Genomic DNA, 26,269 nt, shown 5'->3' with positions numbered 1-26,269 from the left:
ATGGCATCCGAGTACATCGACACCTATTACCGGCGCACGCTGGGCGATACCGCCACCTACTATCCGCCGCTGGCGGGCGCGGGCAGCGCCGACGTCTGCGTGGTGGGGGCAGGGCTGGCCGGCCTGTCGGCCGCGCTGGAACTGGCCCGGCGCGGCCGGGGAGTCACCTTGCTGGAGGGGCGGCGCATCGCCTGGGGCGCGTCGGGCCGCAACGGCGGCTCGGTGTCGCCGGCCTTCTCCGCGGGCGCGGACGCCATCCGGCGGCACGTGGACGAGGACCACTACCGCCAGCTCTACCGGCTTTCCATGGAAGGCGTGGAAATCATCCGTGCCAACATCCGCGACCTGGCGATAGAAGACGCGCACAAGGTCGACGGCCGCTTGCGCGTCGTCCGCTATGAAGCGACCGACGCCTTGCGGCAATGGTGCGATGACCAGCAGCGCGACTTCGGCCGCGATGTGCGCTTTCTGACCCGCGCGGAGGTCCGTGAACGCCTGGTGTCCGATGTGTATTTCCAGGGCATAGAAGACCCGACGTCCTTCCACTTCCATCCCCTGAACTACGCCCGCGCGCTGGCCCGCGAATGCGCGCGGCTGGGCGTGCGCATCCACGAAGACTCCGCCGTCACGCACGCGGAGCTGGATGGCCCGGTCAAGCGCCTGAAGACCGGGCAGGGCCAGGTCGACGCCCGCAGCGTGGTGCTGGCCACCGGCGGCTACACCGACGGCGTGGTGCCGGCCCTGCGCCGGGCGGTGCTGCCGATCGCCACCTACATCATGCTGACCGAGCCCCTGGGCGACCGGGTGCTGGATGCCATCCGCAGTACCGCCGCCATCGGCGACGACCGCCGCGCCGGCAACTACTACCGGGTGCTCGATGGCGGCCGCATCGGCTGGGGCAGTAGAATCACCACCCGTGTCGATGACCCGCCCGACCTGGCCGAGTCGCTGCGCCGCGAACTGCTCTCGGTCTACCCTCAATTGAAGGGGCTGCGGGTGGAGACGGCGTGGTCGGGATGCATGGCCTACGCGCGGCACCTGATGCCGCAGATCGGCCTGTTGGCGCCGGACGTCTGGTATTGCACGGCGTTCGGCGGGCATGGCATGAACACGACCTCGATCGGCGGCCGCGTCGTCGCCGAAGGGATCACGGGCGATACCCAGCGCTACAAGCTATTCGCACCCTTCGGGCTTGCCTGGAACGGCGGCGGCTTCGGCACGGCGGCGGTTCAACTTACTTATTGGTCTTACCAGGCGCGCGACTGGTGGCGGGAGCGGCGGTCGCGGGCATGACAGGGTGCACAGATGGAAGGCAACAAACAGAGCGTATTGGCACGACGGCTGCGAGCCCTGCGCCAGGCGCGGACCTGGACCCTGAAGCAGGCGGCCGCGGCCACCGGCGTGTCCGCGTCCACGTTGTCCAAGATCGAAAACGGCCTGCTGTCGCCCACCTATGACAACCTGATCAAGATCGCCGCCGGCCTGGAACTGGACGTGGCCGAACTGTTCACCGCGCCCGACGCCCACATGGGCACCGGGCGCCGCAGCCTGAGCCGCCAGGGGGAAGGGCGCCAGTACGAAACGCCGTATTACGACCACCGCCTGCTGTGCACCGCCTTGTCCCACAAGCGGATGATGCCCTTCCATACCCGGGTCAAGGCCCGCGCCTTCGAGGAGTTCCACGACTGGAGCCGCCATCGCGGCGAGGAGTTCGTCTACGTCCTGGAAGGCGAAGTCCAGCTCTATACGGAATTCTACGAACCCGCCCGCCTGAAGGCCGGCGAGAGCTTCTACATCGACAGCCGCATGGGCCACCGGGTGATCAGCCTGAGCCAGGAAGACGCGGTGGTGCTGTGGGTGTCCACGCACGCCGACATCGGCGAAGAATAGGGCGCGGCGCCGGCTGGGGCAGCCCAAGCCGCCCGCAACAAGGTAAAATGCGGCGCCCGGATCGCTTCCGGGCCATCGCCAGACCGCGCGGCAGTAGCTCAGTTGGATAGAGCACGGGCCTTCTAAGCCCGGGGTCGGGGGTTCGATCCCCTCCTGCCGCGCCAGAATCTCATGAACTTTCAATAGCTTGCGAGAGATTTTCGATCGCTGGCCCAGGCTGCCCTGGTCCGGACCGTCGCGCGCGCGGAATATCCATCGCGTCGCGCGCTATTTAGCCGCGAACGTGCCCGACGGCGGGTTGGCGTTCATCAGGTCGATGAAGGCCGCGGCGGCAGGCGTCACACTATCCCAGTGACGGCGCACCAGGAAGATAGGCCTGCGCAACGCGGCGCGAGACATCGGCAACAGCACGACGCCGGGCAGTTTGAAGTGGTTGGTCATGGATTGCGGCACCACGCTGCATCCCAATCCCTGCGCCACCAGGCCGGCCAGGGTGGCGGCATGTTCGACCTCGATGCCCACGTCGTGTGTCCCCGCGGTGCGCAATAACGGACGCAGTTGATGCATCTGGCCCGCGGACACCGCGCGTATGCCTTCGGTGTGAACCAGGTTGATGATGGGTAGCCCGCGGATTTCGCGCAACGCGATCTGGCCCGATGGCTTGGGCGCGTGCTGTTTGGCGCACACCAGGTAGAAGCGTTCCTCGAACAGCGTGCGGGTCAGGAATTCGCCGCTGTTGCCCGGTTGCGCCGTGACGGCGAACTCGACTTTGTTCTCGCGCAGCAGTTGCAGGCAGCGCTCCGAATACGTGTCCGAGATTTCCAGCGAAATGCCCGGGAACTGGCCACGGTAACGATCCAGCAACGACGGCGCCCAGGACCCGGCCAGCGACGGCACCATGGCCAGCGCCAACCGTCCCTGGCGCTTGTTGGCGTAGTCGTGCATTTCAGACAGCGCACGGGCAATGTGTTCCAGGATGGCGTGCGCCTTGGTGGAGAACAGGGCGCCTTCGGCGGTAAGGCGCACCGAACGAGTGTCGCGGTCGAATAGCCGCATGCCGACCTGTTCCTCGAGCCGCCCGATCATTTGGCTGAACGCCGACTGGGTCACGTTGCAGCGCTTGGCGGCCGCCGTGAACTGCCGGCATTCCTCGAGCGCACAAAACGCCTGCAGCAATCGGACCGATATATTAATCATTTTTTTTGCTTAATCAATCGCTAGATTTAATTTTACTACTGGAAAGCCGACTCCTACACTGCATCCGTGGACTGGAGCAGGGACGTGCTTCAGGACCGCCGACAATGACAAGACTCCGGAGACAAAATGAAACTGAAGATGCTCTATGCGTTCGCGCTGGCGGTATGTTCCTGCGCGGCCGCGCCAGCGGCCAGCGCCGCCGGGTCCAGCTATCCCGAAGCCGGCCGGCCGATCTCCGTGGTGGTGCCGTTTGGAGCCGGCAGCGGCACCGACGTCATTACGCGGATCATTCTGTCCGGCATGTCCAAGGACCTGGGTGGCAACTTCATCGTGCTGAACAAGGCAGGCGCCAGCGGCCAGATCGGGACCGAGTTCGTGGCCCGCGCGCAGCCGGACGGCTACACGCTGCTGGTAGCCACGAATTCCACCCATTCCGGGAATCCCTTCCTGTACAAGTCGCTGCGGTATGACGCCGTCAAGGACTTCGCACCCATAGGGCGCATGACGATCAATCCCCTGGCGTTCCTGGTCAAGGCCGATTCGCCATTCAAGACCGCTGCGGACCTGATTGGCTACGCCCGGCAGAACCCCGGAAAGTTGACCTATGGCTATGGCAACACGGGCGGCCAGGTATCGGCCGCCATGCTGGTGCATATGGCAAAGATCAACACGATCGCGGTGCCTTACAAGACGACCCCGCAGTTGTTCACGGACATCGTCAGCGGCCAGGTCGATTTTGGCTTTGTCGACTTCGCCGCCTCCCGTCCGTTGATCGACGGCGGAAAACTGCGCTCGCTGGCCACTACGTCCGAAGAGCGCCTGGCGTTTGCACCCGCCATGCCGGCGGTGAACGAAACTCCGGGGCTGAAGGAATTTCGTCTGTATGCCTGGTTGGGCCTGATGGCGCCGGCCGGCACGCCGCCCGCGATCGTCGAGCGCTTGAATCGCGCATTGAATGCGGCGCTGGATACGCCGGAAATACGGAAGCAGCTTGAAGAGCAGACCAGTTCCGTCGTCAAGACCACGACGCTGCCGGAGTTCCAGTCCTTCCTGTCCGAGCAGCGGAATCTGTGGATGACCAGCATCCAGACCGCTGGCATCGAACCCCAGTAATTTCCTGAATCTCAGTATCACCACGGGTGCGGAACATGGAAGTGTCCCCTCTGCGCGGAATCCGCGTGCTTGATTTCTCCAAAGTGTTGGCGGGGCCGCTGTGCACCCAGTACCTGAGCGACATGGGCGCCGAAGTCATCAAGGTCGAAGCCATAGGCGCGGGCGATGACAGCCGCCGCTGGCCGCCATTTCCCGATGCGAAGGGGGGCGACCTGCTGGGTACGCCTTTCCTGGCGGCGAACCGAGGCAAGCGCAGCATTGCCGTGGACCTGAAGTCTGCCGAGGGCCAGCGTCTGTGCCACAAACTGGCCGCGGCCGCCGACATCGTGGTGGAAAGTTTCGGCCCTGGCGTCGCGGCGCGCCTGGCGGTCGACGTCGATACGTTGCGCAAGATCAATCCCCGGATGATCCACTGCAGCATCTCGGGGTTCGGCGCGCAAGGCCCCATGAAGGATGGCAAGGGCTACGACGTGATCCTGCAGGCCTTCACCGGCATGTTGTCGATTACGGGCGAGCCCGGTGGAAACCCGGTGCGTAGTCCGTTCTCGCCGGTTGACCAGGCTACCGGCATGCATGCGCTGATCGGGATTCTGGCGGCATTGCACGAACGGCATGCCACGCAACAAGGAAAGAAAATCGAGGTGTCGCTGTTCGATACCGCGACGGGATTCCTGGGGTATTTCCTGCAGGGATTCTGGCAGCGGGGCACGGAACCCGAGAAGCCCGGCAGCGGCCACGAATCCTTGTGTCCGTACGAGATTTTCCAGGCCAGCGACAAGGCGCTGATCCTGGGGGTGGCGAACGACAGCCTGTGGCGAAAGTTCTGCGCGCTGGCCGGCCTGGACGCCTACGCGGACGACCCGCGCTATGCCACGAACGCCAGCCGGGTTGACCATCGCGCGGAAACCGTCGCGCTGGTGCGCGATGTCATACGGCGGCATACCTGCGGCTATTGGATCGAACGGCTGGATGCCGCGGGAATTCCGTGCTCGCCGTTGAATAACCTGGGCGATCTGTCGGGCCATCCGCATACGGCGGCGTCGGAAATGGTGCGCGAATATCAACACCCCGTGCTGGGGCCGCTGAAGACTGTGTCGCAACCCATACGCTTCGACGGCAATCGGGCCCCTCTACGCGGACCCGCGCCCATGCTGGGCGAGCACACGGAACAGGTGCTGGCCGAACTAGGCCTGGCGCCCGATGAAATCCGCGAGTTGGCGGCCAGGGACGTCGTGCGGCCGTGGCGGGCGTCCACCGCTGCTTGATCCGATCCGACGACACTTTCACAGAGAGCACAACGATGGATTTCAAACCCAATGACGATCACGTGTCGATACGCGAGGCTATCGGCGCGGTCTGCCGGGATTTCGACGAGCATTACTGGCTGAAGAAAGACAACGACCACACGTTTCCGCTGGATTTCCACCAGGCCATGGCCCGGGGCGGCTGGCTGGGCATAGCCATGCCGCAGGAATACGGCGGCAGCGGCCAGGGCATCCTGGAAGCGGCGATCATGATGGAGACCGTGTCCGGGTCGGGCGCCGGCATGTCGGGCGCGTCGGCGCTGCACATGAACATCTTTGGCTTGCATCCGGTGGTGGTGTTTGGCACCGAACGGCAGAAACAGCGCTGGTTGCCGCCGCTGATCCAGGGAGAAGAGAAGGCCTGCTTTGGCGTGACGGAGCCCAACACAGGCCTGAATACGCTGGCGCTGAAGACATCGGCTGTCAGGAAAGGCGACCACTATGTGGTGTCCGGGCAGAAGATCTGGATCTCGACCGCGCAGGTCGCCGATCGCATCCTGTTGCTGGCACGTACAACGCCCCAGGATCAGGTGCAGTCCAAGACCGAGGGCCTGACTCTCTTCTACACGAAGCTGGACCGCGATTTTGTCGATATCCACGAGATCCAGAAACATGGACGCGCCTCCGTCGACTCGAATCAGTTGTTCATCGACGAACTGGCGGTGCCAGTCGAGGATCGCATCGGCGAAGAAGGGCAGGGCTTTCGCTACCTGCTGCATGGCCTGAATCCGGAGCGCATCCTGGTGGCCGCCGAAGCGGTCGGCCTGGGCCGGGCTGCATTGCGGTATGCGTCGCGTTATGCCCAGGAGCGCCACGTATTCAACCGGCCCATCGGCATGAACCAGGGCATACAGCATCCGCTGGCGGAGCGCTGGATAGAGCTGGAAGCGGCCGAACTGATGTACCAGAAAGCGGCCTGGCTGTACGACAACAACGAATCCTGCGCCGCGCATGCCAATGCCGCCAAGTTCCTCGCGTCCGAAAGCGGATACAAGGCATGCGAAACGGCGGTCCTGACCCACGGCGGGATGGGATATGCCAAGGAATACCACGTGGAACGCTTGCTGCGCGAAGCCATGCTGCCGCGCATAGCGCCCGTGTCCCAGAACATGATCCTGTGCTTCATCGCGGAAAAGGTCTTGGGCCAGGCCAAGTCGTATTGAGCGCCTTGGCCCGCAACTGGCCGCAATAGACCGGAAACCAAGGAAAAACCATGGCAAAACCTAGAAAAGTCATCGTGACCTGCGCTGTGACGGGCGCCATCCACACGCCCACGATGTCGCCGCATCTGCCCGTGACCGCGGCGGAAATCCGCGATGCGGCGATCGGCGCCATCGAAGCCGGCGCCGCCATCGTGCACTTGCATGCCAGGGATCCGGCTACCGGCAGGCCGTCGCAGGACGTGGCGCTGTTCCGGGAATTCGTATCGGACATCAAGGGCCAGTGCGACGGCGTGATCAACCTGACCACTGGCGGGTCGCCCGCGATGACGGTGCAGGAACGGTTGCAGCCCGCGCTGGTGCTTGCGCCCGAGGTGGCGTCGCTGAACATGGGGTCCATGAACTTCGGGCTGTATCCGATGTTGGGCAAGTACCGCGCGTTCACGCACGATTGGGAGCCCGCGTACCTGGAATCCACCCGCGACCTGGTGTTCCGCAATACCTTCAAGGACATCGAATTCATCCTGGAATCGTGCCAGGACAACGGCACGCGATTCGAGTTCGAGTGCTACGACACGTCGCATTTGTACAACCTGGCGCACTTCGTGGATCGCGGCCTGATCAAGGGGCCGCTGTTCATCCAGACCGTGTTCGGGATCCTGGGCGGGATCGGGACGCATCCCGACGATGTGTCGCACATGCGGCGCACGGCGGATCGGCTGTTTGGCGATGAGTATGTATGGTCGGTGCTGGGCGCCGGCCGCTTCCAGATGCCCATAGGATCGATGGCCGCGTCGATGGGTGGAAACGTGCGCGTGGGGCTGGAAGATTCCTTGTGGGACGGGCCCGGCACGTTGGCCGAGTCCAATGCCGTCCAGGTGCGCCGTGTGCGCGGGATCCTGGAGGGACTGTCGCTATCCATTGCCACGCCCGATGAAGCGCGGGGGTTGCTGGCCCTGAAGGGCCGGGACAACGTTCGCTTCTAGCCGCGCCATCACGTTGCGCGGAGCCGGATCAAAAAGGAGTCAGTGATGCCAGGCTTGTATTTCGATGAATTCGAGGTGGGGCGGGTGATTGCGCACAGCGTGCGCAGGACCGTCACCGAAATGGACAACGTCTTGTTTTCCGCCATGACGCACAATCCCGCGCCGCTGCATATCGACGAGGATTATTGCCAAAAGAACACGGAATTCGGGCGTCGTATCGTCAACAGCGCGTTTACCCTGGGCTTGGTGGTCGGCGTCAGCGTGCAGGACACGACATTGGGTACGACGGTTGGCAACCTGGGATTCGAGGAAGTTCGATTCCTTGCGCCGGTGTTCCACGGCGATACGGTGCATGCCGAGACCGAGGTGATCAGCGTCAGGGAAAGCAAATCCCGGCCTGACAACGGAATCGTGTTGTTCGAACATCGTGGCTACAACCAGGATGGCGTGTTGATCGCGACCATACGCCGCAGCGCGTTGATGAGGAAAAAGCCATGAATGCGACGCTGCTGCGTTCGATCCTGTTCGTCCCGGCCGACAGCGACCGAAAACTGGAAAAGTCGGCAAGCAGCGGCGCTGACGCCGTCGTGCTGGATCTGGAGGACTCCATTTCTCCGGATCGGTTGCCGTACGCGCGGGATCTGGCCGCGCGCTATCTGCAATCCAGGCCGGATCGCTCGGAACAGCAACTGTGGATACGGGTCAACCAACTGGGTTCGGAATTGTTGCTGGACGATCTGGCAGCCGTGGTCAGGGCCGCACCCGATGCACTAATGCTGCCCAAGTGCGCGTCGGGCGCCGACGTGCAGGTGCTGGCGCATTATCTGACCGCATTGGAACGACGCGAGGGCCTGCCGGTAGGCCGCATCGCCGTCGTGCCGGTCGCGACGGAAACGCCGCGAGCCATGTTCGGACTGGACACGTACAGCGGCAGTTCGGACCGATTACTGGGGCTGACGTGGGGCGCCGAAGACTTGTCCGCCGCCGTGGGCGCCAGCAGCAACAAGGACAGCCATGGAGGTTTGTCGCTGCCGTACCTGCTGGCCAGGTCGTCGTGCCTGCTTGGCGCAAAGGCCGCGGACGTACTGGCGATAGACGGCATTTGCCCGGATTTCCGGAACCTCGATGTGCTGCAGACCGAGGTGGCGCAAGCGCGCCGAGATGGTTTCAACGCCAAATTCGCGATCCACCCCGCCCAGGTGCAAGCCATCAACGAGGGCTTTTCCCCCGATGCGATGGAGGTCGCGCGTGCGCAGGCCATCGTGCAGGCATTCCAGGAACAGCAGGGCAAAGGCGCCGTGCAACTGGACGGCGTAATGCTGGACAAACCCCATTTGACGCAAGCGCAGCGGATCCTGGCCATGCCCAGGCGCTAGGGATTGCTCGACTTTCGACTCCGATACGGCCAGTTGTATCGCAAATATAGCTCGCCTGTCTCAAGAGGATAAGAGAAGCATCGACTACTCGAGCATGGACATCCGAAAGTTCAACCAGCAGCCAGCAGTAAAGCGACTGCTTCACTTCATCAAGGAAGAAAAACCTTATTTTGAAGGTCGAATCAGACCCGCAGACATGCGATCCGTCATCTGCGTTAAGGGCAAGCACACCAACAGCCGCATCTCCTTCCAGTCCGGCGCGTTCTTCATGTTCGGACATGACGCCACACTACCGGACTTAGAACAAGGCATGGGCATCTTCGAGGACAGGCTGAAGTACATGCGATGTGACCGGCAGTTGCGCATGATGAAGAGGGCGCTGCGTGCTCGTGGCCTGCCCATACTGCTGGCCGAACAGAACATCAAGCTCACCGACCTCATTTGCGATCGCTGGTTCGCCATCGACAAAGGGGGGCCGGCCACGAGCGGGACGCGGCCGAGCGGGCGGTGTAGGTCGCCTGCGCTCCGGTCCCTCAACCCAGGGCGGACGTCAGGGCCCGGACGTCCGGCAGGGACTCGAAACCGCGGAACATCTCAACCAGCGCGTCCGCGCGCGCTTCGGCCGCCGGACCCCAGGCATGCTGCGCGCATTGCCGGAATTTGGCAGCCAGCATGTCGAAGTCCATAGGAGCCCCCAGACCGCCGAGCGCCTCCTCGCGCACCGCCGTCAGCGTGGTGCCATTCTTCAAGACGATGGAAACGGCGGCCGGCGAGACGCCGCGTCCGTGCTCCTGCTGCAGCCGCGGGTCGACGTGCGCACGGACCAGCGACGCCAGGCGCAGGACCGCTGGATCGCCGAGCGCGTCCGGCGCCAGGTCGGGAATGAAGACCCGGCGCCTGGCCAGCGCGGTTGCGACGCAGAAGGGAATGCTGAATTGCGCGTCCACCACGACGCGCGGCCGGCACTTGGTCTCGGCGGGAATGCAGACGTTCGCATAACCCTCTTCGTTCACGCCCACCGCGATCGCCTCGATCGTGTCCGGGGCGATGTCGTGCTCCTTGGCCAAGTGCAGGGCCGCGTCGATGGCGGCATGGGTGTGCCGGCATGCGGGATAGGGCTTGTAGCCGAGGTTCTCGTGCTCGTAGCGGCTTCCCAGATCCCGCAGCAGGACGTCGCGGTCGAATTCGCCGCCCAGGTAGACCCGGCCCAGCCCGTGGATGCCGTCGAAGGTGTGGATCGTGCCAGTGATGCCCGCCTCCGCGAATATCGCGGACTGCACGGCGTTGCGCGCGGCGAAGCCAGGCTGCATGCGCTTGGTCAGCGCGCCGTCGACCAGGCATTGGCAGTTGCCCGCCGCCTGGGCGTAGGCGATGCCCAAGGCATGGCCGGTCCGTTCCGCGTCCAGCTTCAGCAGCCGGGCCGCCGCCGCGGTGGCGCCGAACAGGCCGTGGGTGGCGGTGTAGGCCCAGCCACGGACCACGGGCGAGACCCGCGTCGCCACGCCCAGCCGGCAGGCCAGGTCCAGGCCCGCCGTCACGGCCACGGCCAGTTCCTCGCCGCTGACGCCGCCGATGCGGTCCGCCATCGCCAGCGCGGCCGGCACCACCGATACGCCGGCATGCAGGACCGCGAGGTCGTGCGTGTCGTCGAAGTCCAGCGCATGGGCCATCATGCCGTTCGCCAGCGCGGCCTCGGCCGCGCTCGCCCGGCGCCCGGTCCCCCATACCGCCGCCTGCGTGCCGGTATCGCTGCCGAGTATGGCGCCGACCGCCGCGGCGCACCCCGGGGCAGCGGCCCCCGCGATCGCCACGCCGACCGTGTCGAGCAGGTTCCTGCGGGTCGCTTCGACGGCGGACGTCGGCAGGTCGCGGAACGCCAGGCCGGCGACGTGCCGGGCGATGATCTGCGATGAATCCATGGGGGCTACCACCATTGCGCCAAGGCTTCGATATCGTCGGCTTCCTCCAGCCTGAGGATGCCGTCGGCCAGCCTGTCCATCGCCTCGGCCGTCAGGACCCGGCCGGCGTTGTGCTTGAACTTGGCGACGATTTCCGCGTCCGACATGCGGGTCTCGGGCGTGGCGGGCGACCCTTTGCGGAATCTGCGTTCCTCCACGAAGGTGGTGTCGCGGGCGTCGATCTCGACCTTTCCGATCCGACTGTGCGGATTCTCCGCCAGGGCGGCTTCGAATCCCGGGTGCGGCAGCGTCCGTACCTTCTGCATGAAGCCGCGGTACCTTGGGTTCGCCAGCGTGGCGTAGTCCTGCCACTCGGGGCCTCTGGGCACGTTGTGCGCGGCCATGGAGATGGCCCAGGGCACCGTCATCTGCGCCTCCATGGGGGAAATCACCTCGGTGGTCTTCCAGAGGTCCAGGTTGGCCGCGTGGGGATCGCAATAGACCCTCACTTCCTTCATTTCCTCGGGCGCGAGCCCGTGCTTGTCCATCAGGCTGTTCAGGCAGTCGAGCGCCGTATGCGTGATCCGGCAGTGGGGGTAGGGCTTGTAGATGGTGATGGCCGGGGTGAGCCATTGGCTGCCCAGGCCGGCGGTGATGCTCTCGGGGTTCCACTTGGAAGAGCCCATGTAGCGGGCGAAGCCGAATTCGCCGTCCAGCACGCCCACGTCGCCCCGGTAGCCGCCCTGGGCCAGCAGCGCCGCCATGACCTGGGCCTGGCTGGCCCAGCCCGCCATCAGGTACTTCTCGTCGGTGGCCGGAAGGGACCGGGCCCACTGCGTCATCGACTGCGCCGGCGCTATCCGCCCCGCCATGCCCAGGGCATGGGCCAGGCGCTTGGGATCCAGCCCCATCAGCATGCCGGCGCCCAGCGTGCCGCCGAAGACGCTGCTGCTATAACCCATGATGCTGGGGAAGCTGATCTGCTCGCCCGGCTTGATGTCGCGGTAGTACGCCATGGCCGGGCCGAACCTGACCGAGACTTCGTGGGCCACGGCCAGCGCGGCGACCAGGCGCTTGCCGCTGACGCGGTGCCGTTCGGCCATGGCCAGGATGGACGGGATGACGTAGGGCGAGACATGGCCCGGGGGAATGTGGCAGACGTCGAAATCCAGCGCGGTGATCAGTTCGCCGTTGGCGAAGGCGGAGGCGTTGACCGAGACCTTCTGGCCGGTCCCGAGTATCCGCGCGTCGGCAGGGCCACCCAGGCCGCGCGCGACCTGGACCGCTATCTTGCCCTTGTCCAGGCTCAGACCGCCCAGCGCGCAGCCTATGCTGTCCAGCAGCGCGCGCTTGGATTCATGGACCACGTCCTCCGGCAGACTGTCGAATGCGGCGGAGGACGCGAAATCGACCAATTGTTCTACAAGTGTCTTCTTCGTCATGGGGGTTCCTTGGGGGGGGGGGCGTGCGCCCGGTCGAGGCGGCCAGGGCTAGTAGACGACGGAGCGCCCGCCGTCGACCGGGATGACGACCCCGGTCACGTAGCGCGATGCGTCGCCGCAAAGAAAGGAGACGACGCCGGCGATGTCCTCCGGTATGCCTTTTCTGCGCAAGGGGATGCGTTCCAGGATGTCGCCGTTCAGCGCGTCGGACTGCGCCTGCAGCGGCGTCGAGATGAATCCCGGCGCGATCGCATTGACGCGGATGCCATAGGGTCCCAGGTCCTCGGCGTTCGAGCGCGTCAGGCCCACCAGGCCGGTCTTGGCGCTGACGTAGGCGGTGCGGTTCGGCCGGCTGGAAATTCCCGCGATCGACGCGATGTTGACGATGACCCCATGCCCGGCGGCCTTCATCGCCGGCGCCAGGGCGCGGGTGCAGTGGAAGGCGCCGGAGAGGCAGACGTCCATCACCCGGTGCCAGTCTTCGGCGGTGAGGTCGAAGAACGGAATCAGGTCGCGTATGCCGGCGTTGTTCACCAATACCGTGGCCGGTCCTAGGCGGTCACGCGTGGCCTGCGCGGCCCGGGCCACCGATTCGGCGTTCGCCACGTCGGCATGTACCGCCACGGCGGTCCCGCCCTCGGCATCGATCTCGGATGCGACCGCCTCGGCGCTCTGCGGATTGCGGTCCCACACCGCGATCCGCATGCCGTCGCGGCTCAATGCCCGGCACGTCATAGCGCCGATGCCCGAGCCGCCGCCGGTAACCACCGCCACGGGAGAGTCCGCCGTATCCCGGCTGGTTGGGTTCATGTCCGCGTCCCCCTCAATTGGCCGACAGGCCGGCGCTCTTGGCGACCTTGGCCCAGCGCACGGTGTCATCGTGGACCGCGCGCGCGAAGTCGGCGCGGGTGGTGCCCGTCACGGAGAAGCCCGCGGCTTCCATCTTGCTGCGCACTTCCTGGTCGCGGGTGGCGGCGACGAATTCCGCATTGATTTTCTCCAGGATGCCGGCGGGGGTCTTGGCGGGCGCGAAGATTCCGTACCAGGCGCCGAACTGCATGTCCGGAAAATTGGATTCCTTGAACGTGGGCACGTCGGGGAACGAAGGCGAACGCGCCGCGCCCGTGCTCGCCAGCACCCTGACCGAACCCGATCGGAGCTGCGAGGCCGCGACCGACGAAGCCAGCAAGGTCGCCTGCACGTCGCCGTTCACCAGTCCGATATAGCTGTCCGAGGCGGCCTTGTAGTGGACCAGGTCGATCTTGATGCCGGTGGTGTCAGAGAACAGCACCCCGCCGAAATGCCCGAGCGTCCCGGCGCCCAGGGTTCCGTAGAACACGCTCTTCTGCTTTTTTCCCCAGTCCACGAATTCCTGCAGGGTGGTCGCGGGATTGCGCTTTTCGCTGACGACGAGCACGAGGTCCGAATCCGCGATGCCCACGACGGGCGCCAGGTCCCGCTCGGGATCCAGGCCCAGGTCCGCGTTGATGGACGGGGCGATGCTGATATTGGGCATGGCGGCGATGATCAGCGTGTAGCCGTCGGGGTTGGCCCGGGCCACCTCCTTCAATGCGATGAGCGATCCGGCGCCGGGCTTGTTCTCGACGATGACGGCCTGTTTCGCCAGGGCCTGGACCTTGGCGGCGACGATCCGGGCCACGATGTCGACCGAGGTGCCGGGGCCGAATCCGACGACCAACCGGATGGGCCGATTGGGAAAGCCGTCGTCCGCATGCGCGGCGGCCGGGCCGAACGCGAGCGCGGCGGCGGCCATCGCCGCCGACGCCAGGCGCAGCCAGGGTTTTCTTGGTGTGTTCATGATGTCTCCGTTGTCATTCGATCGGGGTGCCGGGGGCGATGCGCGCACGGGCCGCGGCGGATGTCCGTCCCCGCCTTGCGTCGTTTTTCCAGAATATCGGCGAAGATTTGCAGGGACAATCGATGCGGTGGGAAGGTGCTTTGCGGGGAGAGCAAAGCTGCCGCCGGGGCGGCCGCCGGCTTGTCGGCCGACGCAACGCTGCTTGCCGTTTTTTGGCCTGTTCAGCACCGGGGTCTCGCCCTATATTCAAGTCCGGCCCGATGCGTCGGGCCTCCAGGAATACAAAGATAAATGGAGACATCGATGACGGAACACGTACCACCAATGCTCCCGGGGCGCCGGAAGGCGTGCCTGCTGCTGGCGGCCGTGCCGCTGCTAGGCATGCAGGCGAAGGCCATGGCGGCGCCGGCTTTTCCAAGCAGGCCGGTGACGTTCGTCGTGCCCTATGCGGCGGGTTCCGCCGGAGACCTGTGGGCGCGGATGATTTCGCCGTCGCTGAGCAAGCTCTGGGGCCAGCCCGTCCTGGTGGAGAACAAGCCTGGCGCGGGCGCCCTGATCGGCATGGGACACGTCAGGCATGCCAAGCCCGACGGGCACACGCTGCTGCTGGGCAGCCTGTCCACCAGCATGGCCGGGTTGACGAAGGCCAATCTCGATTTCGACCCGCAGGTCGAACTGGTGCCGGTCTACAAATACCTGACGTTCAAGATCATCTTCGCGACCAATCCTCGCACTTACGCGCAGGCCAAGACCCTGCGGGACCTGGCCGCCTACAGCCAGACCTTGTCCAACGGCATCTTCGCCGGCGACACGGGGCCCGGCACCGCGTTCAACATGTCCATGGGATTCGTGCTCAACGCCCTGGACGTCAAGTACCAGAGCGTCAGCTACAACGGCATCTCCGCTATTTCGTTGGCGCTGGTGCGCGACGACGTGCAGGTGATCATCAACGCCCCGACTTCGCTCAATTCCTTCCTGCAGGAGAAGACGATGTATCCGATCGCCGTGCTGTCCGAGAAGCGCTATGCGGACATGCCGGACGTGCAGACGGTGCGCGAGGCCGGGTACGAAGGGTTCCTGCCGGAAATCTGGAATGGGCTGTTCGCGCCCAAGGGCACGCCGCCGGAGGTCATCGACAAGATCGTCAGCGACATCCAGAAGGTGTCGGCGGAGCCGGGCATGAAGGAACGTATCGAGTCGACCTTCACCGGCGTCATCCCGGCAGGCGGCCGCGTCGAGTTCGAGCAATCCCTGCGCCGCGACACCGAGCAGTGGCAGGGCTTCCTGAAAAAGATCGGCTTCAAGCCTTTGTAGACCGCTGGACCGCGGGCCCGAGGCCGGGCTCGCGGAACAACTGCACCAGGAAGTCCACGAACGCCCGCACCTTCAGGGACATTCCCTGACTGCTGGGGAACACTACGTGCACAGGGGCTTCGACCGTCGTCGGCCGCACTACGTAGTCGTTCAGCACCCGCGCCAGGCGTCCCTGTTCCAGGTCGGAGCGCACCATCCATTCGTGGACCACGATGATGCCCAGGCCGGCTAGGGCCCCGGACAGCAGGGCGATGCCGTTGGACGACTGCATATTGCCGTCGATCTTGACTTCCTGGCTGACGCCGTCGCGCTCGAACAGCCAGATGTCAGCGTGGGTCGGCGCCTTGAACAGCAGGCAGTTGTGCCGCTTCAGGTCCTCGGGGACAGCGGGCGTGCCCGCGCGCGCGAAGTAGGCGGGCGATGCGCAGACGATGCGGCGGCTGGGGCTGAGCTGGCGGCCCACGATGTCGGCGTTGGGCAGGTCGCCGCTCCAGACCGCCACGTCGATATTGTTGGCGATGAGATCGACGCGCTCGTCGGTCAACGATACGTCCACCGTCAATTCGGGATACTGCTCCAGGAACTTCGGCAGGGCGGGAACGATGGCGCAGGCGCCTGCCGAGATGCGCAGCGACACCCGCAGCAAGCCCTTGACGTTGCCCTGGAAAGAGGCCGCCTCGCGCTTCGCGGTGTTCAGGTCGTTGGAGATCGCCACAGCGCGTTCGTAGAACAGGCGCCCCGGCTCCGTCAGCGATAGATGGCGGGTGCTGCGGTTCAGGAGGCGGATGCCCAGCTCATCCTCGAGCGACTTGACCTGGCGGGCCACGGAGCTGACGGAGAACTCATGACGGGCTGCCGCGGAGAAGCTGCCGGCATCTACAACCTTGATGAAAGTCCTGATCCTGCTGAGGTCATCCATGTTGGTCGCTCCTAGCAATTTTGGCACCTCGAACTGCCGCGCCGCAGCACGCAGTGACCGAGCGATGACGATAGCACGCCTTCCCCGCGGCCGCCCTTGCGGGAAGCGACTATTGCGTAGAAGGCAATGATCCTTACCGCCCAGCCCAGTAGGTCGGGAAGGACCCTTTCCCTAGAATCTTGTCCATGATCCCGCGCCGTTGAAACCGGCGGTTGGAAGGGAAGCGGAAGGAGGCGATTTTGGCATCAACGCACATCGGGGACCCCGAACTTCAGGGCTTGGTCGAGCAGTGGCTGGGGCGGTTCGAAAAAGCGGTGAACGCATGCGAGCGCGGCGCGCTGCAAAGGCTCTTCGTCGAAGATAGCCATTGGCGCGATCTGTGCGCGTTCACCTGGAGCATTACGCCCCACGATCGCCGCGACCACATCGTAGACCGGCTGATCCTGCGGCAGGGAATCGTACAGGCGCACGGCTTCAAGGTGGCGGAAAACCGCACGCCGGTGCGCAAGGTCTCCCGTCTGGGCGTCCAAGTCATCGAGGCCATGTTCCAGTTTGAAACCGCCACCGGCCGCGCCGATGGGTTGGTGCGCCTGCTGGCCGAGCAGCCGGAGCATGCCTGGGTGTTGATGACCTCGCTCCATGAGATCAAGGGCCACGAGGAACCCATCCACGCGCGCCGGCCGGACGGCGCCGCGTATTCGCGCGAGTTCGGAGGCGACAACTGGGCCGACCGCAGGGCCAAGGAGCAGGCCTTCGCAGACCGGGATCCGGCTGTGCTCATCGTGGGCGCGGGCCAGTCGGGGCTGTCGCTCGCCGCGCGGCTGAGGCTGCTGGGCGTCGATGCCCTGTGCGTCGACAAGGAGTCCCGCATCGGCGACACCTGGCGCAAGCGCTATCACTCGCTGGCGTTGCACAACCAGGTGGCGCTGAACCAGATGGCCTACATGCCGTTTCCGCCGAGCTGGCCGAAGTACCTGCCCAAGGACATGATCGCGAACTGGCTGGAGCACTATGCCTGGGCTATGGAGTGCAACGTCTGGACCGGCACGGCCTTCCTGGGAGCCGAGTACGACGCGCAGGCCGGGGCGTGGAACGCCCGGCTGCGATGCGCCGACGGCGCTGCGCGCACGCTGCGGCCACGCCACCTCGTGTTCGCCAACGGCATCGTGGGCGCGCCGAAAATGCCCAACATCGCAGGGCTGGATTCGTTCAAGGGCACGCTCGTCCATACCCATGGCTACACGGACGGCGCCGCCTGGAAGGGCAGGCGGGCACTGGTGATCGGCGCCGGCACCAGCGCCCACGACATCGCCCAGGACCTGTACGGCCATGGCGCCCAGGTCGGGATGATCCAGCGCGGCCCCATCACCATCGTCAGCATCAAGGCTGCCACGCTGGCCTACACGGTGTACTACGACGAAGGGTTGCCCACCGAAGACTGCGATCTCATCGCCACATCCCAGACGTTTCCGCTCGCGGTGCAGGGCGCCAGGATGCTGGCCCGGCGCATGCAGGACATGGACCGGCCGTTGCTGGACGCGCTCGAGGCGCGGGGGTTCAAGCTGGACCTGGGCGAGGACGGCGGCGGCTACCAGACCAAGGTCCGGCGCTCCCACAGCGGGTATTACCTGAACTGCGGGTGTTCGGAGTTGATCGCCGAGGGCAAGGTCGGGCTGATCCAGTTCGAGCAGATCGAGCGCTTCGTGCCCGAGGGCGCGCTCATGAAGGACGGCCGGATCGAGCCGGCGGACCTGATCGTGGCGGCCACTGGCTACCAGAGCCAGCAGGAGGTGGTGCGCGAGTACCTTGGCGGCGACATCGCCGAGAAGGTCGGCCCGATCTGGGGCATCTCGCCGGACGGCGAACTGAACAACATGTACCGGCCGACGCCGCAGGATGGGCTGTGGTTCATGGGTAGCGGGCTGTCGCAGGCCCGCATCTATTCGCGTTTCATCGCGTTGCAGATCAAGGCGCGCGAACTGGGCATTGTTGCCTGAGCGGCCACACCGGAGAGATAGCCATGCTAGATCTGTCAGGAAAAGTCGCCTTCATTGCGGGAGCGGGCTGCGTAGGCGAAGGATGGGGGAACGGAAGGGCCACGGCCGTGCTCATGGCGCGGCAGGGGGCCAAGGTGTTCGGCACCGACCGCAGCGCCGAGGCTCTGGAGGGCACCAGCGCGGTCATGGAACTGGAAGACCACAGGCAGTGGTTTCCCCACACCTGCGACATGACCTCGGCCGCGGAGGTCGAGGCGGCCGTCCAGGCATGCGTGCGGCGGTTCGGGCGCATCGACATCCTGGTGAACAACATCGGGGGCAGCGCGCCGGGCGATCCGGTCAGCCTGAGCGAAGAGGCCTGGGACGGCCAGATGGACCTCAATCTGAAGACGGCGTTCCTGGGATGCAAGTACGTGCTGCCGGTGATGGAACGCCAATTCGAGGAAGAGGGCGTGGGCGGGGCCATCGTCAACGTCTCCAGCATCGCCCACATGAGCCATCAGGTAGGCGGGCGGGTCAACGTCGCATATGCGACGGCCAAGGCGGGTCTGGGCGCCTTCAGCCGTTCGACGGCCATCGCGTACGTCAGGAAGGGAGTCCGGGTCAACACCGTGGTGGTCGGCATGATGAACACGCCGTTGGTCGCGACCCGCCTGGCCGGGCAGCTCGGCGTGGACCTGGAGGAACTGGTGGCCAAGCGCAATGCCAGCATACCGATGGGCCGTATGGGCGAGGCCTGGGACATCGCCAACGCCGTGCTGTTCCTGGCCAGCGACGAAGCGGGCTACATCACCGCGACGCAGCTTGTCGTGGATGGCGGCGTGACCGCCGCGCGTTGAACGCCTCTACAGGAGCAGGCCCATGGCCCGTATAGCAATGCCGCCGGAACATGCGTTGACGCCGGAACAGGCCGCCGCCTGCGCCGAAGTCGCCGCCGGAAAGCGCGGAAAGGTTCCGGCGCCGATGATCGCATGGATACGCAACCCCGAACTCGCCCGCCGCATCCAGAAGCTGGGAGAGCTGCTGCGCTTCGACACCACCCTGGAGCCGCATCTGGCCGAAATGGCGATCCTGGTATGCGCGCGCCATTGGACCGCGCACCTGCAATGGAAGGCGCACAAGGCCTATGCCCTGGAGCACGGCCTGGATCCGCGGATCGCCGATGCCATCGCGGCGCGCCGCCCTCCGTCCTTCAGCGATGAGCGCGCGCGCGCCGTCTATGAGGTGGCGGCGGTGCTGCTCGCCGGCGGCCGGGTGCCCGACGCGTTGTACGAGCGCTCGGTCGGCATCCTCGGCGAGCGCGCACTGGCGGAGCTGGTCGCTCTCCTGGGCTACTACTGTCTCGCTTCCTTCACGCTGAATACCTTCGAACTCGGGCTGCCGGAGGGCTACGCGCCCGAGCTGGAGGATCCGGCGGCACTCGCACGCGCTTGATATCGGGCATCGCGGCCCCCAACGGAGATTTCATGTTCCCTATCGATTTTCTGCGCCACGCGGCGGTGGCGACGCCGTCCAGGACAGCCGTCCTGGACGGCGAGCGCGCCTGCTCGTACGCGGAGCTGCTGCAGCGGGCCGACGCCCTGGCCGCCGGGCTGCAGGCGCTGGCGGGCAAAGCCCGCCCGACGGTCGCCATCCTGGGGCCCAACAGCATGGAAATGCTGGTCGCGCTGATGGCCATCCACGCCGGCGGCTCTATCCTCGTGCCCTTGAACGGCCGCAACGCCAATGCCGAGCTGGACGCGCAGATCCTGCGCGTCAGGCCCGACGTGCTGGTCGTGCACAAGCGCTATGTCGAGAAATATTCGGCCGTCGATATTTCCACGGTGATCGCGGACGCCGATGCCGGCGATCCCCGCGCCATGGCCGCCCTGGAACAGACGCATCGGGGCCGGCGCGCTGAGTGGACGGCAGCCTTGACGGACGTGAACGCGATCAAGTTCACCGGAGGCTCCTCGGGAATTCCGAAAGGAGTGATGCAGTCGTTCCGATCGCTGAACACCTTGATCGCCAGCGTGATGATCACCTTTCGCTTCGAAGCCGACGAGCGGTATCTGTGCGTCGCGCCCATGACACACGCCGCGGGCGCGTTCATCCTGCCCGTGCTGGCCGCCGGCGGCTGCGTGGTCTGCTCCGCCGATCCGAAGCCGGCGCCGGTGCTGGACCTGATGGCGGGTGCCGGCGTCACCGCGATCTGGATGCCGCCCACCATGATGTACACCCTGATCGATGAACAGCGAGCGCAGCCGCGGGCGCTGCCGGCGCTGCGGCACCTGATCTGGGGCGGCGCGCCGGCCGCGCTGGCGCGGCTGCGCGAGGCGCGGCATGCCTTCGGCCCGGTCGTCGAAACCATATTCGGCCAGACCGAAGCCCCCCTGATGCTCGCGGCCGCCCGGGCCGAGGACGTGGCGGACGAGAAACACCTGGCTTCCGTGGGGCGGGTCGGGCCGCTGGCCGATGTGGGCATTTTCAGCGACGACGGCAGGCGGCTGGGGCCGAACGAATTGGGTGAGGTCCGCGCCCGCGGCGATCTGCTGATGAACGCCTACCTGGACATGCCAGAGGAAACGGCAAAGACGCTCGTCGACGGATGGCTGCATACCGGCGACGTGGGCTATATCGACGAGGACGGCTACCTGTACCTGAAGGACCGCATCCGCGACGTAATCATTTCCGGTGGATTCAACGTCTACCCCTCCGACGTGGAAGCGGCCATCGCGGAGCATCCGGCGGTGTCCGAGGTCGTCGTCTTCGGGGTGCCGGATGACCACTGGGGAGAGCGCGTCGAGGCGGCGATGGAATTGCGCCCGGGGTGTTTGGCCACTCAGGAAGACCTGATCGGCTATTGCAAGGAAAGGATGGGATCGGTCAAGACGCCCAAGCGGATTCATTTCGTGGAGGCCCTGCCGCGCAGTCCCGTCGGCAAGGTACTCAGGCGCGAGGCGCGCGGCATGGCCATGGGCCTGCCGGATCCGGCCGCCTGACAGGAATACTTACAAGGAAAAAGTACGATGAGCCAAGTCTACGTGGCAGGGGTGGGCATGACCCGCCTGGGCAAGTTCCCGGAACGGTCGGTCAAGGACCTGGTGGCGGAGGCGGTGAATGCCGCGCTCCAGGATGCGGGCGTCGCGCTCGCCGACATCGAATCCGGCTGGTTTTCGAATGCGCGGCAGGGGCAGATGGAAGGCCAGAATTCGGTGCGCGGGCAATGCGCGCTGCGCTCCATGGGCTGGCAGACCGCCCCGATCGTCAACGTGGAGAATGCCTGCGCCGGCGGCAGCACCGGCTTCAACCAGGCCATGACGAGCATCATGGCCGGCCAGCATGACATCGTGATCGCGGTCGGCGGCGACAAGCAGTTCTTTCCCGACCGGCCGGACGACATGTTTCGTGCCTTCAACGGCGGCACCGATGTCTACAAGGTGCGCGACTTCTTCGATCCGCTGGTCGAGCTGGGAAGGTCTGCGGTGCCTGCATCCGTGCTGGACGACATCCAGTTCGGCGCGCCCGGCCGCACGTTTTTCATGGACCTGTATGCTGGCATGGCGCGCCACCATATGGCGCTGTACGGCACCACCCAGGAGCAGCTTGCCGCCATCGCCGCCAAGAACCACGGCCATTCCGTTCATAACGAGTATGCGCAGTACCGCAAGCCGATGAGCGCGCAGGAGGTCCTGGCCGACCGCCAGGTCGTGTGGCCGCTGACGCGCGCCATGTGCTCGCCGGTCAGCGACGGCGCTGCGGCGGTCGTGCTGGTCAGCGAAGCGGGAAGAAAGCGCCTGGGCACGCGGCGCGCCGTGCGCGTGGCGTCTTCCGCCATCGTCACGAGCTCGGACCGCGATCCGGCCGATTTCGATCGCCACACCGGGCGCATCGCCGCCTTGAAAGCGTACGAGAAAGCCGGAGCCGGACCCGAGGACATGGGCATCGCGGAAGTGCATGATGCGACCTCGATCGCCGAAGTCATCCAGGCCGAGAACCTCGGCTTCTGCCCGCGCGGCGATGGCGGTCCCCTGGCAGTGTCGGGCGCGACGACGCTGGGCGGACGCATCCCGATCAACGTCTCGGGCGGGCTGGTATCCAAGGGCCATCCCGTGGGGGCCACCGGCCTCATCATGGTGCATGACATCGTCCGCCAGTTGCGCGGCGAGGCCGGCGCCGCGCAGGTGCAGGGCGTGCGCATGGGCGTGGTGGAGAACGGCGGCGGGTTTTGGGGCGTGGAAGAGGCGGCGACCGCGGTGCACGTGCTGGGCCCCCTGGTCTCGGGCGCCCGGGCGTAGGCGCCCGCATCGACTTCCCTGGACAACGGCTTTGATGAAAAGGATCGCTACATGAGCAACGATTTCGATACCCGGTTCCAGAGCGCGGGAACGGCGGCCGAGATGGCGCGCCGGTTCCCGGGCATGCACGACGCGGCCAGGAACCTCTGGAACACCGCTATGGACAATCTGGCGCTAACGCCCCGCATGAAAGAACTCGTGCTGCTCGCGATCTTCGCCTCTCCGGCTGGCTACGACCAGGCCGTGGTGGACATGCAGATAGACCGGGCGACGCAGGCGGGCGCGTCGGCCGGCGACGTCGCCGACGTGCTCGTCTCGGTGGCCGGCATCGCCAATCATGCGCTGTACTTCGCCTTGCCGCTGGCGGAGGAGGCCTTCTCGAAGGAGGAGATCCTGGAGGGCGTGGACGACGCGACCCTGTCTGCCGTGCAGCGGCTCAAGGACGATTTCGTGAAAGTGCGCGGGTTCTGGAATCCCGAGCGCGATGTGCTGGGACGGGTGTTGCCGGACTACCTCGTGGCTGCGGGTAACTATTCCACCGCCGCGGCCAGGCACGGCTCCCTGACGGCTGCGGAGCGCGAAATGATCTATATCTCGGTGGACGCGTCGGTCAACCATATGTCGGAACTGGGCCTGCGCATCCATTTCCGCAACGCCAGGAAGGCGGGCGTCGCCTTCAAGCAAGTGGCTGCCGTGCTGAAGATCGTGGGCGTGGTCGGGTTCCTCGCCTACATCCGCTCGTCACGGCATCTGGCGCATTGATGCTGCTTTCGGATATCCACCGCTACCCCTGCAATCGGAGCCACGAGATGGGCACGGCCAATCACCCGCAGCATGCCGCAATCCGGCCAGCCTGGCTGGCCAGCCATTCCGAGGACGTCATCGATCCCGGCCAGCCCATCGTCGATGCGCACCATCACCTGTACGACCGGCCGGGCATCCGCTACCTGTTCCACGACATGCTCGAGGACGTGGGCGACGGCCACGATATCCGCGCGACGGTATTCGTGCAGGCGCGCGCGATGCACCGGGCCGGCGGCCCCGAGGAAATGAAACCGATCGGGGAAACCGAGTTTGCGAACGGCATGGCGGCGATGTCGGCGAGCGGAATGTTCGGCGCCGCCCGGCTCTGCGCCGGCATCGTCAGCGGAGCCGACCTGACCCTGGGCGCTGCCGCGCGGCGGGTCCTGGAAGCGCACATCGCCGCCGCGCCGGCCCGGTTCCGCGGCATCAGGCACACCGCGGCCTGGGACGCGGACAGTTCGCTGCTGAACCCGGCGTACAAGGTCAGCGAGGACCTGCTGGCGACGCCGGAATTCCGCGCGGGGTTTGGCCAACTGGCGCCTTTGGGCCTGAGCTTCGACGCCTGGCTGTTCTTCCACCAGCTTCCGCGCCTGACCGACCTGGCCTACGCCTTTCCGGAGACGCCCATCGTGCTGAACCACTGCGGCGGCATCCTGGGCATCGGCCCCTATGCCGGCGCCGGGAACGAGGTGTTCGCCCGTTGGAAGGCCGGCTTGCGGGATTTGGCGGCCTGCCCCAATGTGATGATCAAGCTGGGCGGGCTGGGCATGCGGATGTGCGGCTTCGGATTCGACGCGCTGGATACGCCCGCGCCGTCGGCTCGCCTGGCCGAGGCCTGGCGTCCCTGGATGGAAACCGCCATCGGCCTGTTCGGCGCGAACCGATGCATGTTCGAAAGCAACTTCCCCGTGGACAAATGCGCCTTCAGCTACCGGGTGGGCTGGAACGCCATGAAGCGCGTATGCGAGGGCGCCAGCCGGGAAGAGAAGGACGATCTCTTCTGGCGCAGTGCCGCCCGGTTCTATCGGCTGGGGCCAGAGGATCTCGGCGATCCTGCGCCAGGGTAGCGCAAGCGAACGTCCAGACGTCCGCATGGCGCGGTGCTCAACGTTTTATGAACGCCGCCCTGGTGCCGCCGTCCACGGGCAGCACGGTTCCGTTGACATATTTGGCCGCGTCGCTCAGATAGAACAGGATCACGTCGGCAATGTCGTCGGGTTGCGCAATCCGGCCGAGCGGAGATTCGCCCGAGGATCGGTACGACGGGGGCGTGCTGCCCTGCAGTAGGGAGGACATCATCGGGGTGTCCACTGTGCCGGGCGCCACGGCGTTGACGACTATGCCCGACGACGCGAGTTCGACCGCCAGAACGCCGGTCAACGCGTGCACCGCAGCCTTCGTGGCTGAATAGAAGCCGTTTCCCATCTTGGGACGGATGCCGCCTATGGAACCCACGATGACGACTCTGGCCGGATCGCTGACGCTCGATCCATGACGCAAAAGGGACAGCGCCCCGCGTATCGATAGCCAAGGTCCCTTCAGGTTGACGTCCATCATCAGATCGACCTGGTCGGGTGAGATTTCCTCCAGCAGCCCGACGCGCGCCACCCCGGCAGAGCAGACCAAAGCATCGATTTTCCGGGTGACGCTCTTGATGGCGGTGAAGGCGGCTTCGACGCTGTCGGAATCTCCGACGTCGCAATGATGGAATCGAAACCGACTACCGGCACTCAGCGCTTCTGCCGGTTCCGCGATTATCGGATCGCACACATCCAGGGACCATACGGTCCAACCTTCCTCCAGCAAGCGTTCCACCGTTCGCTTCCCGATACCGGAACCGCCTCCGGTCACAACTGCGGCTTTCACGATGTAGTCCTCCAATGTCGGTCATGAAGGATCATATGTTCACGGGAAACGCGCGGCAGCATCAATGCATCTCCATGGCAGGGTCCTTTGCGAGAAATGCAAAAGCCGGTCGAACTTTCCTCGATCCAGCGCATGGCGCATCGGCCTGGGCTGATGCGCCGCGCAGGCGCTCCGCCTTCGCCGAACTATCTGACGATCTGTCGTGCCACTTCCGCCAGCGACACCCCCGTCCGCGGCGGCCCGTAGCAGCCGCTCGTGCGCGGCCTGTTCGGTTAGGCCGTAGCGGCTGGTTGGCAGAAACTTGGCGCGGTCGACGCGCCTTTTTTGGTTCAGCGCACTTGGCTCGCTGTCTGGAGCTTCGTTGGCGTGCTGCATGCGCAGGCTCCTGAGCGCGGCCGACCATGCCGGCACGGCGGACGACGCCTTTCCCTGACATGGATGCCGAGTGAGTGCAAGGGGCGCCTCGTTGTCCCGACCCGGCTTGTCCCGAGGGGGGGCGAGAGTACTGCACGGGAAGGCTGTGCCCGTAATGCGCAGCCGAGCGCACATTTAGAAAGTTGAAGAAAACCCTGTCTCTCAATTGCTTGCGCGAAACTTGGCGTCGGCCCGCCTTCCGGCTCCGAATATAAGAATTCGAGCCCCTCCTGCCGAGCCAGGATTTCCGGTAGATCAGCGGTCCAGCCAAAAAAAACTAGCTGCCGCTGTAACTTCGCACTCGCGGTTCTGCTGGAAGCCAGCAGCGGACTTGCTTATCCGATGGACTGCACAACCCACCCGCGTCCACGCTCCCGCAGGCGGTTCTCAGCGAGGGACGTGTAGTACAGCCGGGACGCGGTCTGCTTGGGCTTGACCCTCACGGGGTTCCATGCGGACCGCCGCGCGATCACTCCATCCCCCAGCTCAACCT

Annotated in this window: 23 protein-coding genes and 1 tRNA gene; 17 read left to right on the top strand and 7 right to left on the bottom strand. The window is 65.5% G+C overall.

Annotated elements, in window-relative coordinates:
* The 3 genes from WHX56_RS26385 to WHX56_RS26375 all read left to right on the top strand — a co-directional run bounded on the left by WHX56_RS26385 (window position 1) and on the right by WHX56_RS26375 (window position 2,054).
* Window positions 1-1,293, top strand: coding sequence for an NAD(P)/FAD-dependent oxidoreductase (locus WHX56_RS26385; RefSeq protein WP_287755626.1), 1,293 nt, complete (start codon window positions 1-3; stop codon window positions 1,291-1,293).
* A gap of 12 nt (window positions 1,294-1,305) precedes the next feature.
* On the top strand, window positions 1,306-1,890 hold the full coding sequence (locus tag WHX56_RS26380) for a helix-turn-helix domain-containing protein (protein ID WP_129241151.1): 585 nt from the start codon (window positions 1,306-1,308) through the stop codon (window positions 1,888-1,890).
* 87 nt (window positions 1,891-1,977) lie between these two features.
* Window positions 1,978-2,054: transfer RNA gene (locus WHX56_RS26375), tRNA-Arg, on the top strand.
* 103 nt (window positions 2,055-2,157) lie between these two features.
* On the opposite strand, the gene WHX56_RS26370 is transcribed toward WHX56_RS26375, so the two are convergent.
* A complete protein-coding gene (locus WHX56_RS26370; protein ID WP_287755627.1) occupies window positions 2,158-3,087 on the bottom strand; it encodes a LysR family transcriptional regulator in 930 nt (309 codons plus the stop codon).
* A 126-nt stretch (window positions 3,088-3,213) separates the two neighbouring features.
* On the opposite strand from WHX56_RS26370, the gene WHX56_RS26365 reads away from it, so the two are divergent.
* Genes WHX56_RS26365 through WHX56_RS26340 form a run of 6 tightly spaced genes read left to right on the top strand, consistent with a single transcriptional unit; the run spans window position 3,214 to window position 9,026 of the window.
* Window positions 3,214-4,200: a tripartite tricarboxylate transporter substrate binding protein gene (locus tag WHX56_RS26365; protein ID WP_338879417.1), complete on the top strand. Its 987-nt coding sequence runs from the start codon at window positions 3,214-3,216 to the stop codon at window positions 4,198-4,200.
* Between the two features lie 35 nt (window positions 4,201-4,235).
* Window positions 4,236-5,465, top strand: a complete 1,230-nt coding sequence (locus WHX56_RS26360) for a CaiB/BaiF CoA transferase family protein (RefSeq protein ID WP_287755629.1) — start codon at window positions 4,236-4,238, stop codon at window positions 5,463-5,465.
* A 35-nt stretch (window positions 5,466-5,500) separates the two neighbouring features.
* Window positions 5,501-6,667, top strand: a complete 1,167-nt coding sequence (locus WHX56_RS26355) for an acyl-CoA dehydrogenase family protein (protein ID WP_338879416.1) — start codon at window positions 5,501-5,503, stop codon at window positions 6,665-6,667.
* Window positions 6,668-6,717: 50 nt separating this feature from the next.
* Window positions 6,718-7,650: a 3-keto-5-aminohexanoate cleavage protein gene (locus WHX56_RS26350; protein ID WP_338879415.1), complete on the top strand. Its 933-nt coding sequence runs from the start codon at window positions 6,718-6,720 to the stop codon at window positions 7,648-7,650.
* Between the two features lie 45 nt (window positions 7,651-7,695).
* Window positions 7,696-8,148: a MaoC family dehydratase gene (locus tag WHX56_RS26345; RefSeq protein WP_338879414.1), complete on the top strand. Its 453-nt coding sequence runs from the start codon at window positions 7,696-7,698 to the stop codon at window positions 8,146-8,148.
* On the top strand, window positions 8,145-9,026 hold the full coding sequence (locus WHX56_RS26340; RefSeq protein WP_338879413.1) for a CoA ester lyase: 882 nt from the start codon (window positions 8,145-8,147) through the stop codon (window positions 9,024-9,026). Before WHX56_RS26345 ends, WHX56_RS26340 begins: the two co-directional genes overlap by 4 nt.
* A 533-nt stretch (window positions 9,027-9,559) precedes the next feature.
* Here WHX56_RS26340 and WHX56_RS26335 read toward each other — a convergent pair.
* Genes WHX56_RS26335 through WHX56_RS26320 form a run of 4 tightly spaced genes read right to left on the bottom strand, consistent with a single transcriptional unit; the run spans window position 9,560 to window position 14,185 of the window.
* Window positions 9,560-10,945, bottom strand: coding sequence for an MmgE/PrpD family protein (locus WHX56_RS26335; protein ID WP_338879412.1), 1,386 nt, complete (start codon window positions 10,943-10,945; stop codon window positions 9,560-9,562).
* Window positions 10,946-10,950: 5 nt separating this feature from the next.
* Window positions 10,951-12,366, bottom strand: coding sequence for an MmgE/PrpD family protein (locus WHX56_RS26330; protein ID WP_338879411.1), 1,416 nt, complete (start codon window positions 12,364-12,366; stop codon window positions 10,951-10,953).
* A gap of 48 nt (window positions 12,367-12,414) precedes the next feature.
* Entirely contained in the window at window positions 12,415-13,176 is a 762-nt protein-coding gene (locus tag WHX56_RS26325) for an SDR family NAD(P)-dependent oxidoreductase (RefSeq protein ID WP_338879410.1), read from the bottom strand.
* Between the two features lie 13 nt (window positions 13,177-13,189).
* Complete coding sequence (locus tag WHX56_RS26320; protein ID WP_338879409.1) at window positions 13,190-14,185, bottom strand: tripartite tricarboxylate transporter substrate binding protein; 996 nt, start codon at window positions 14,183-14,185, stop codon at window positions 13,190-13,192.
* Between the two features lie 303 nt (window positions 14,186-14,488).
* On the opposite strand from WHX56_RS26320, the gene WHX56_RS26315 reads away from it, so the two are divergent.
* Complete coding sequence (locus tag WHX56_RS26315; protein WP_287755637.1) at window positions 14,489-15,499, top strand: Bug family tripartite tricarboxylate transporter substrate binding protein; 1,011 nt, start codon at window positions 14,489-14,491, stop codon at window positions 15,497-15,499.
* Here the strand turns inward: WHX56_RS26315 and WHX56_RS26310 are convergent.
* On the bottom strand, window positions 15,486-16,418 hold the full coding sequence (locus WHX56_RS26310) for a LysR family transcriptional regulator (RefSeq protein ID WP_338879408.1): 933 nt from the start codon (window positions 16,416-16,418) through the stop codon (window positions 15,486-15,488). The genes WHX56_RS26315 and WHX56_RS26310 overlap by 14 nt on opposite strands.
* A 239-nt stretch (window positions 16,419-16,657) precedes the next feature.
* Here WHX56_RS26310 and WHX56_RS26305 point away from each other — a divergent pair, with 239 nt between their 5' ends.
* Genes WHX56_RS26305 through WHX56_RS26275 form a run of 7 tightly spaced genes read left to right on the top strand, consistent with a single transcriptional unit; the run spans window position 16,658 to window position 24,563 of the window.
* Window positions 16,658-18,415: a flavin-containing monooxygenase gene (locus WHX56_RS26305; protein ID WP_287755639.1), complete on the top strand. Its 1,758-nt coding sequence runs from the start codon at window positions 16,658-16,660 to the stop codon at window positions 18,413-18,415.
* Window positions 18,416-18,438: 23 nt separating this feature from the next.
* Window positions 18,439-19,254: an SDR family NAD(P)-dependent oxidoreductase gene (locus tag WHX56_RS26300; protein ID WP_338879407.1), complete on the top strand. Its 816-nt coding sequence runs from the start codon at window positions 18,439-18,441 to the stop codon at window positions 19,252-19,254.
* Window positions 19,255-19,276: 22 nt separating this feature from the next.
* A complete protein-coding gene (locus WHX56_RS26295) occupies window positions 19,277-19,849 on the top strand; it encodes a carboxymuconolactone decarboxylase family protein (RefSeq protein WP_287755641.1) in 573 nt (190 codons plus the stop codon).
* A 32-nt stretch (window positions 19,850-19,881) separates the two neighbouring features.
* Window positions 19,882-21,396, top strand: coding sequence for a class I adenylate-forming enzyme family protein (locus tag WHX56_RS26290; protein ID WP_338879406.1), 1,515 nt, complete (start codon window positions 19,882-19,884; stop codon window positions 21,394-21,396).
* A 27-nt stretch (window positions 21,397-21,423) separates the two neighbouring features.
* Window positions 21,424-22,692 (top strand): thiolase family protein, encoded by a 1,269-nt coding sequence (locus tag WHX56_RS26285; RefSeq protein ID WP_338879405.1) that lies wholly within the window; start codon window positions 21,424-21,426, stop codon window positions 22,690-22,692.
* 51 nt (window positions 22,693-22,743) lie between these two features.
* A complete protein-coding gene (locus WHX56_RS26280; RefSeq protein ID WP_287755644.1) occupies window positions 22,744-23,454 on the top strand; it encodes a carboxymuconolactone decarboxylase family protein in 711 nt (236 codons plus the stop codon).
* Entirely contained in the window at window positions 23,454-24,563 is a 1,110-nt protein-coding gene (locus tag WHX56_RS26275) for an amidohydrolase family protein (protein ID WP_338879404.1), read from the top strand. Before WHX56_RS26280 ends, WHX56_RS26275 begins: the two co-directional genes overlap by 1 nt.
* Window positions 24,564-24,600: 37 nt before the next feature.
* Here the strand turns inward: WHX56_RS26275 and WHX56_RS26270 are convergent, their stop codons facing one another.
* Entirely contained in the window at window positions 24,601-25,362 is a 762-nt protein-coding gene (locus WHX56_RS26270; RefSeq protein ID WP_287755646.1) for an SDR family NAD(P)-dependent oxidoreductase, read from the bottom strand.
* Window positions 25,363-26,269: the final 907 nt, after the last annotated feature.

Origin of the sequence: Achromobacter veterisilvae, assembly GCF_037619525.1 — a bacterium.
GTDB classification, from domain to species: domain Bacteria; phylum Pseudomonadota; class Gammaproteobacteria; order Burkholderiales; family Burkholderiaceae_B; genus Achromobacter; species Achromobacter veterisilvae.
Note: the sequence above shows the minus strand (reverse complement) of the source record. Positions and strands in the feature narration are given on the sequence as shown.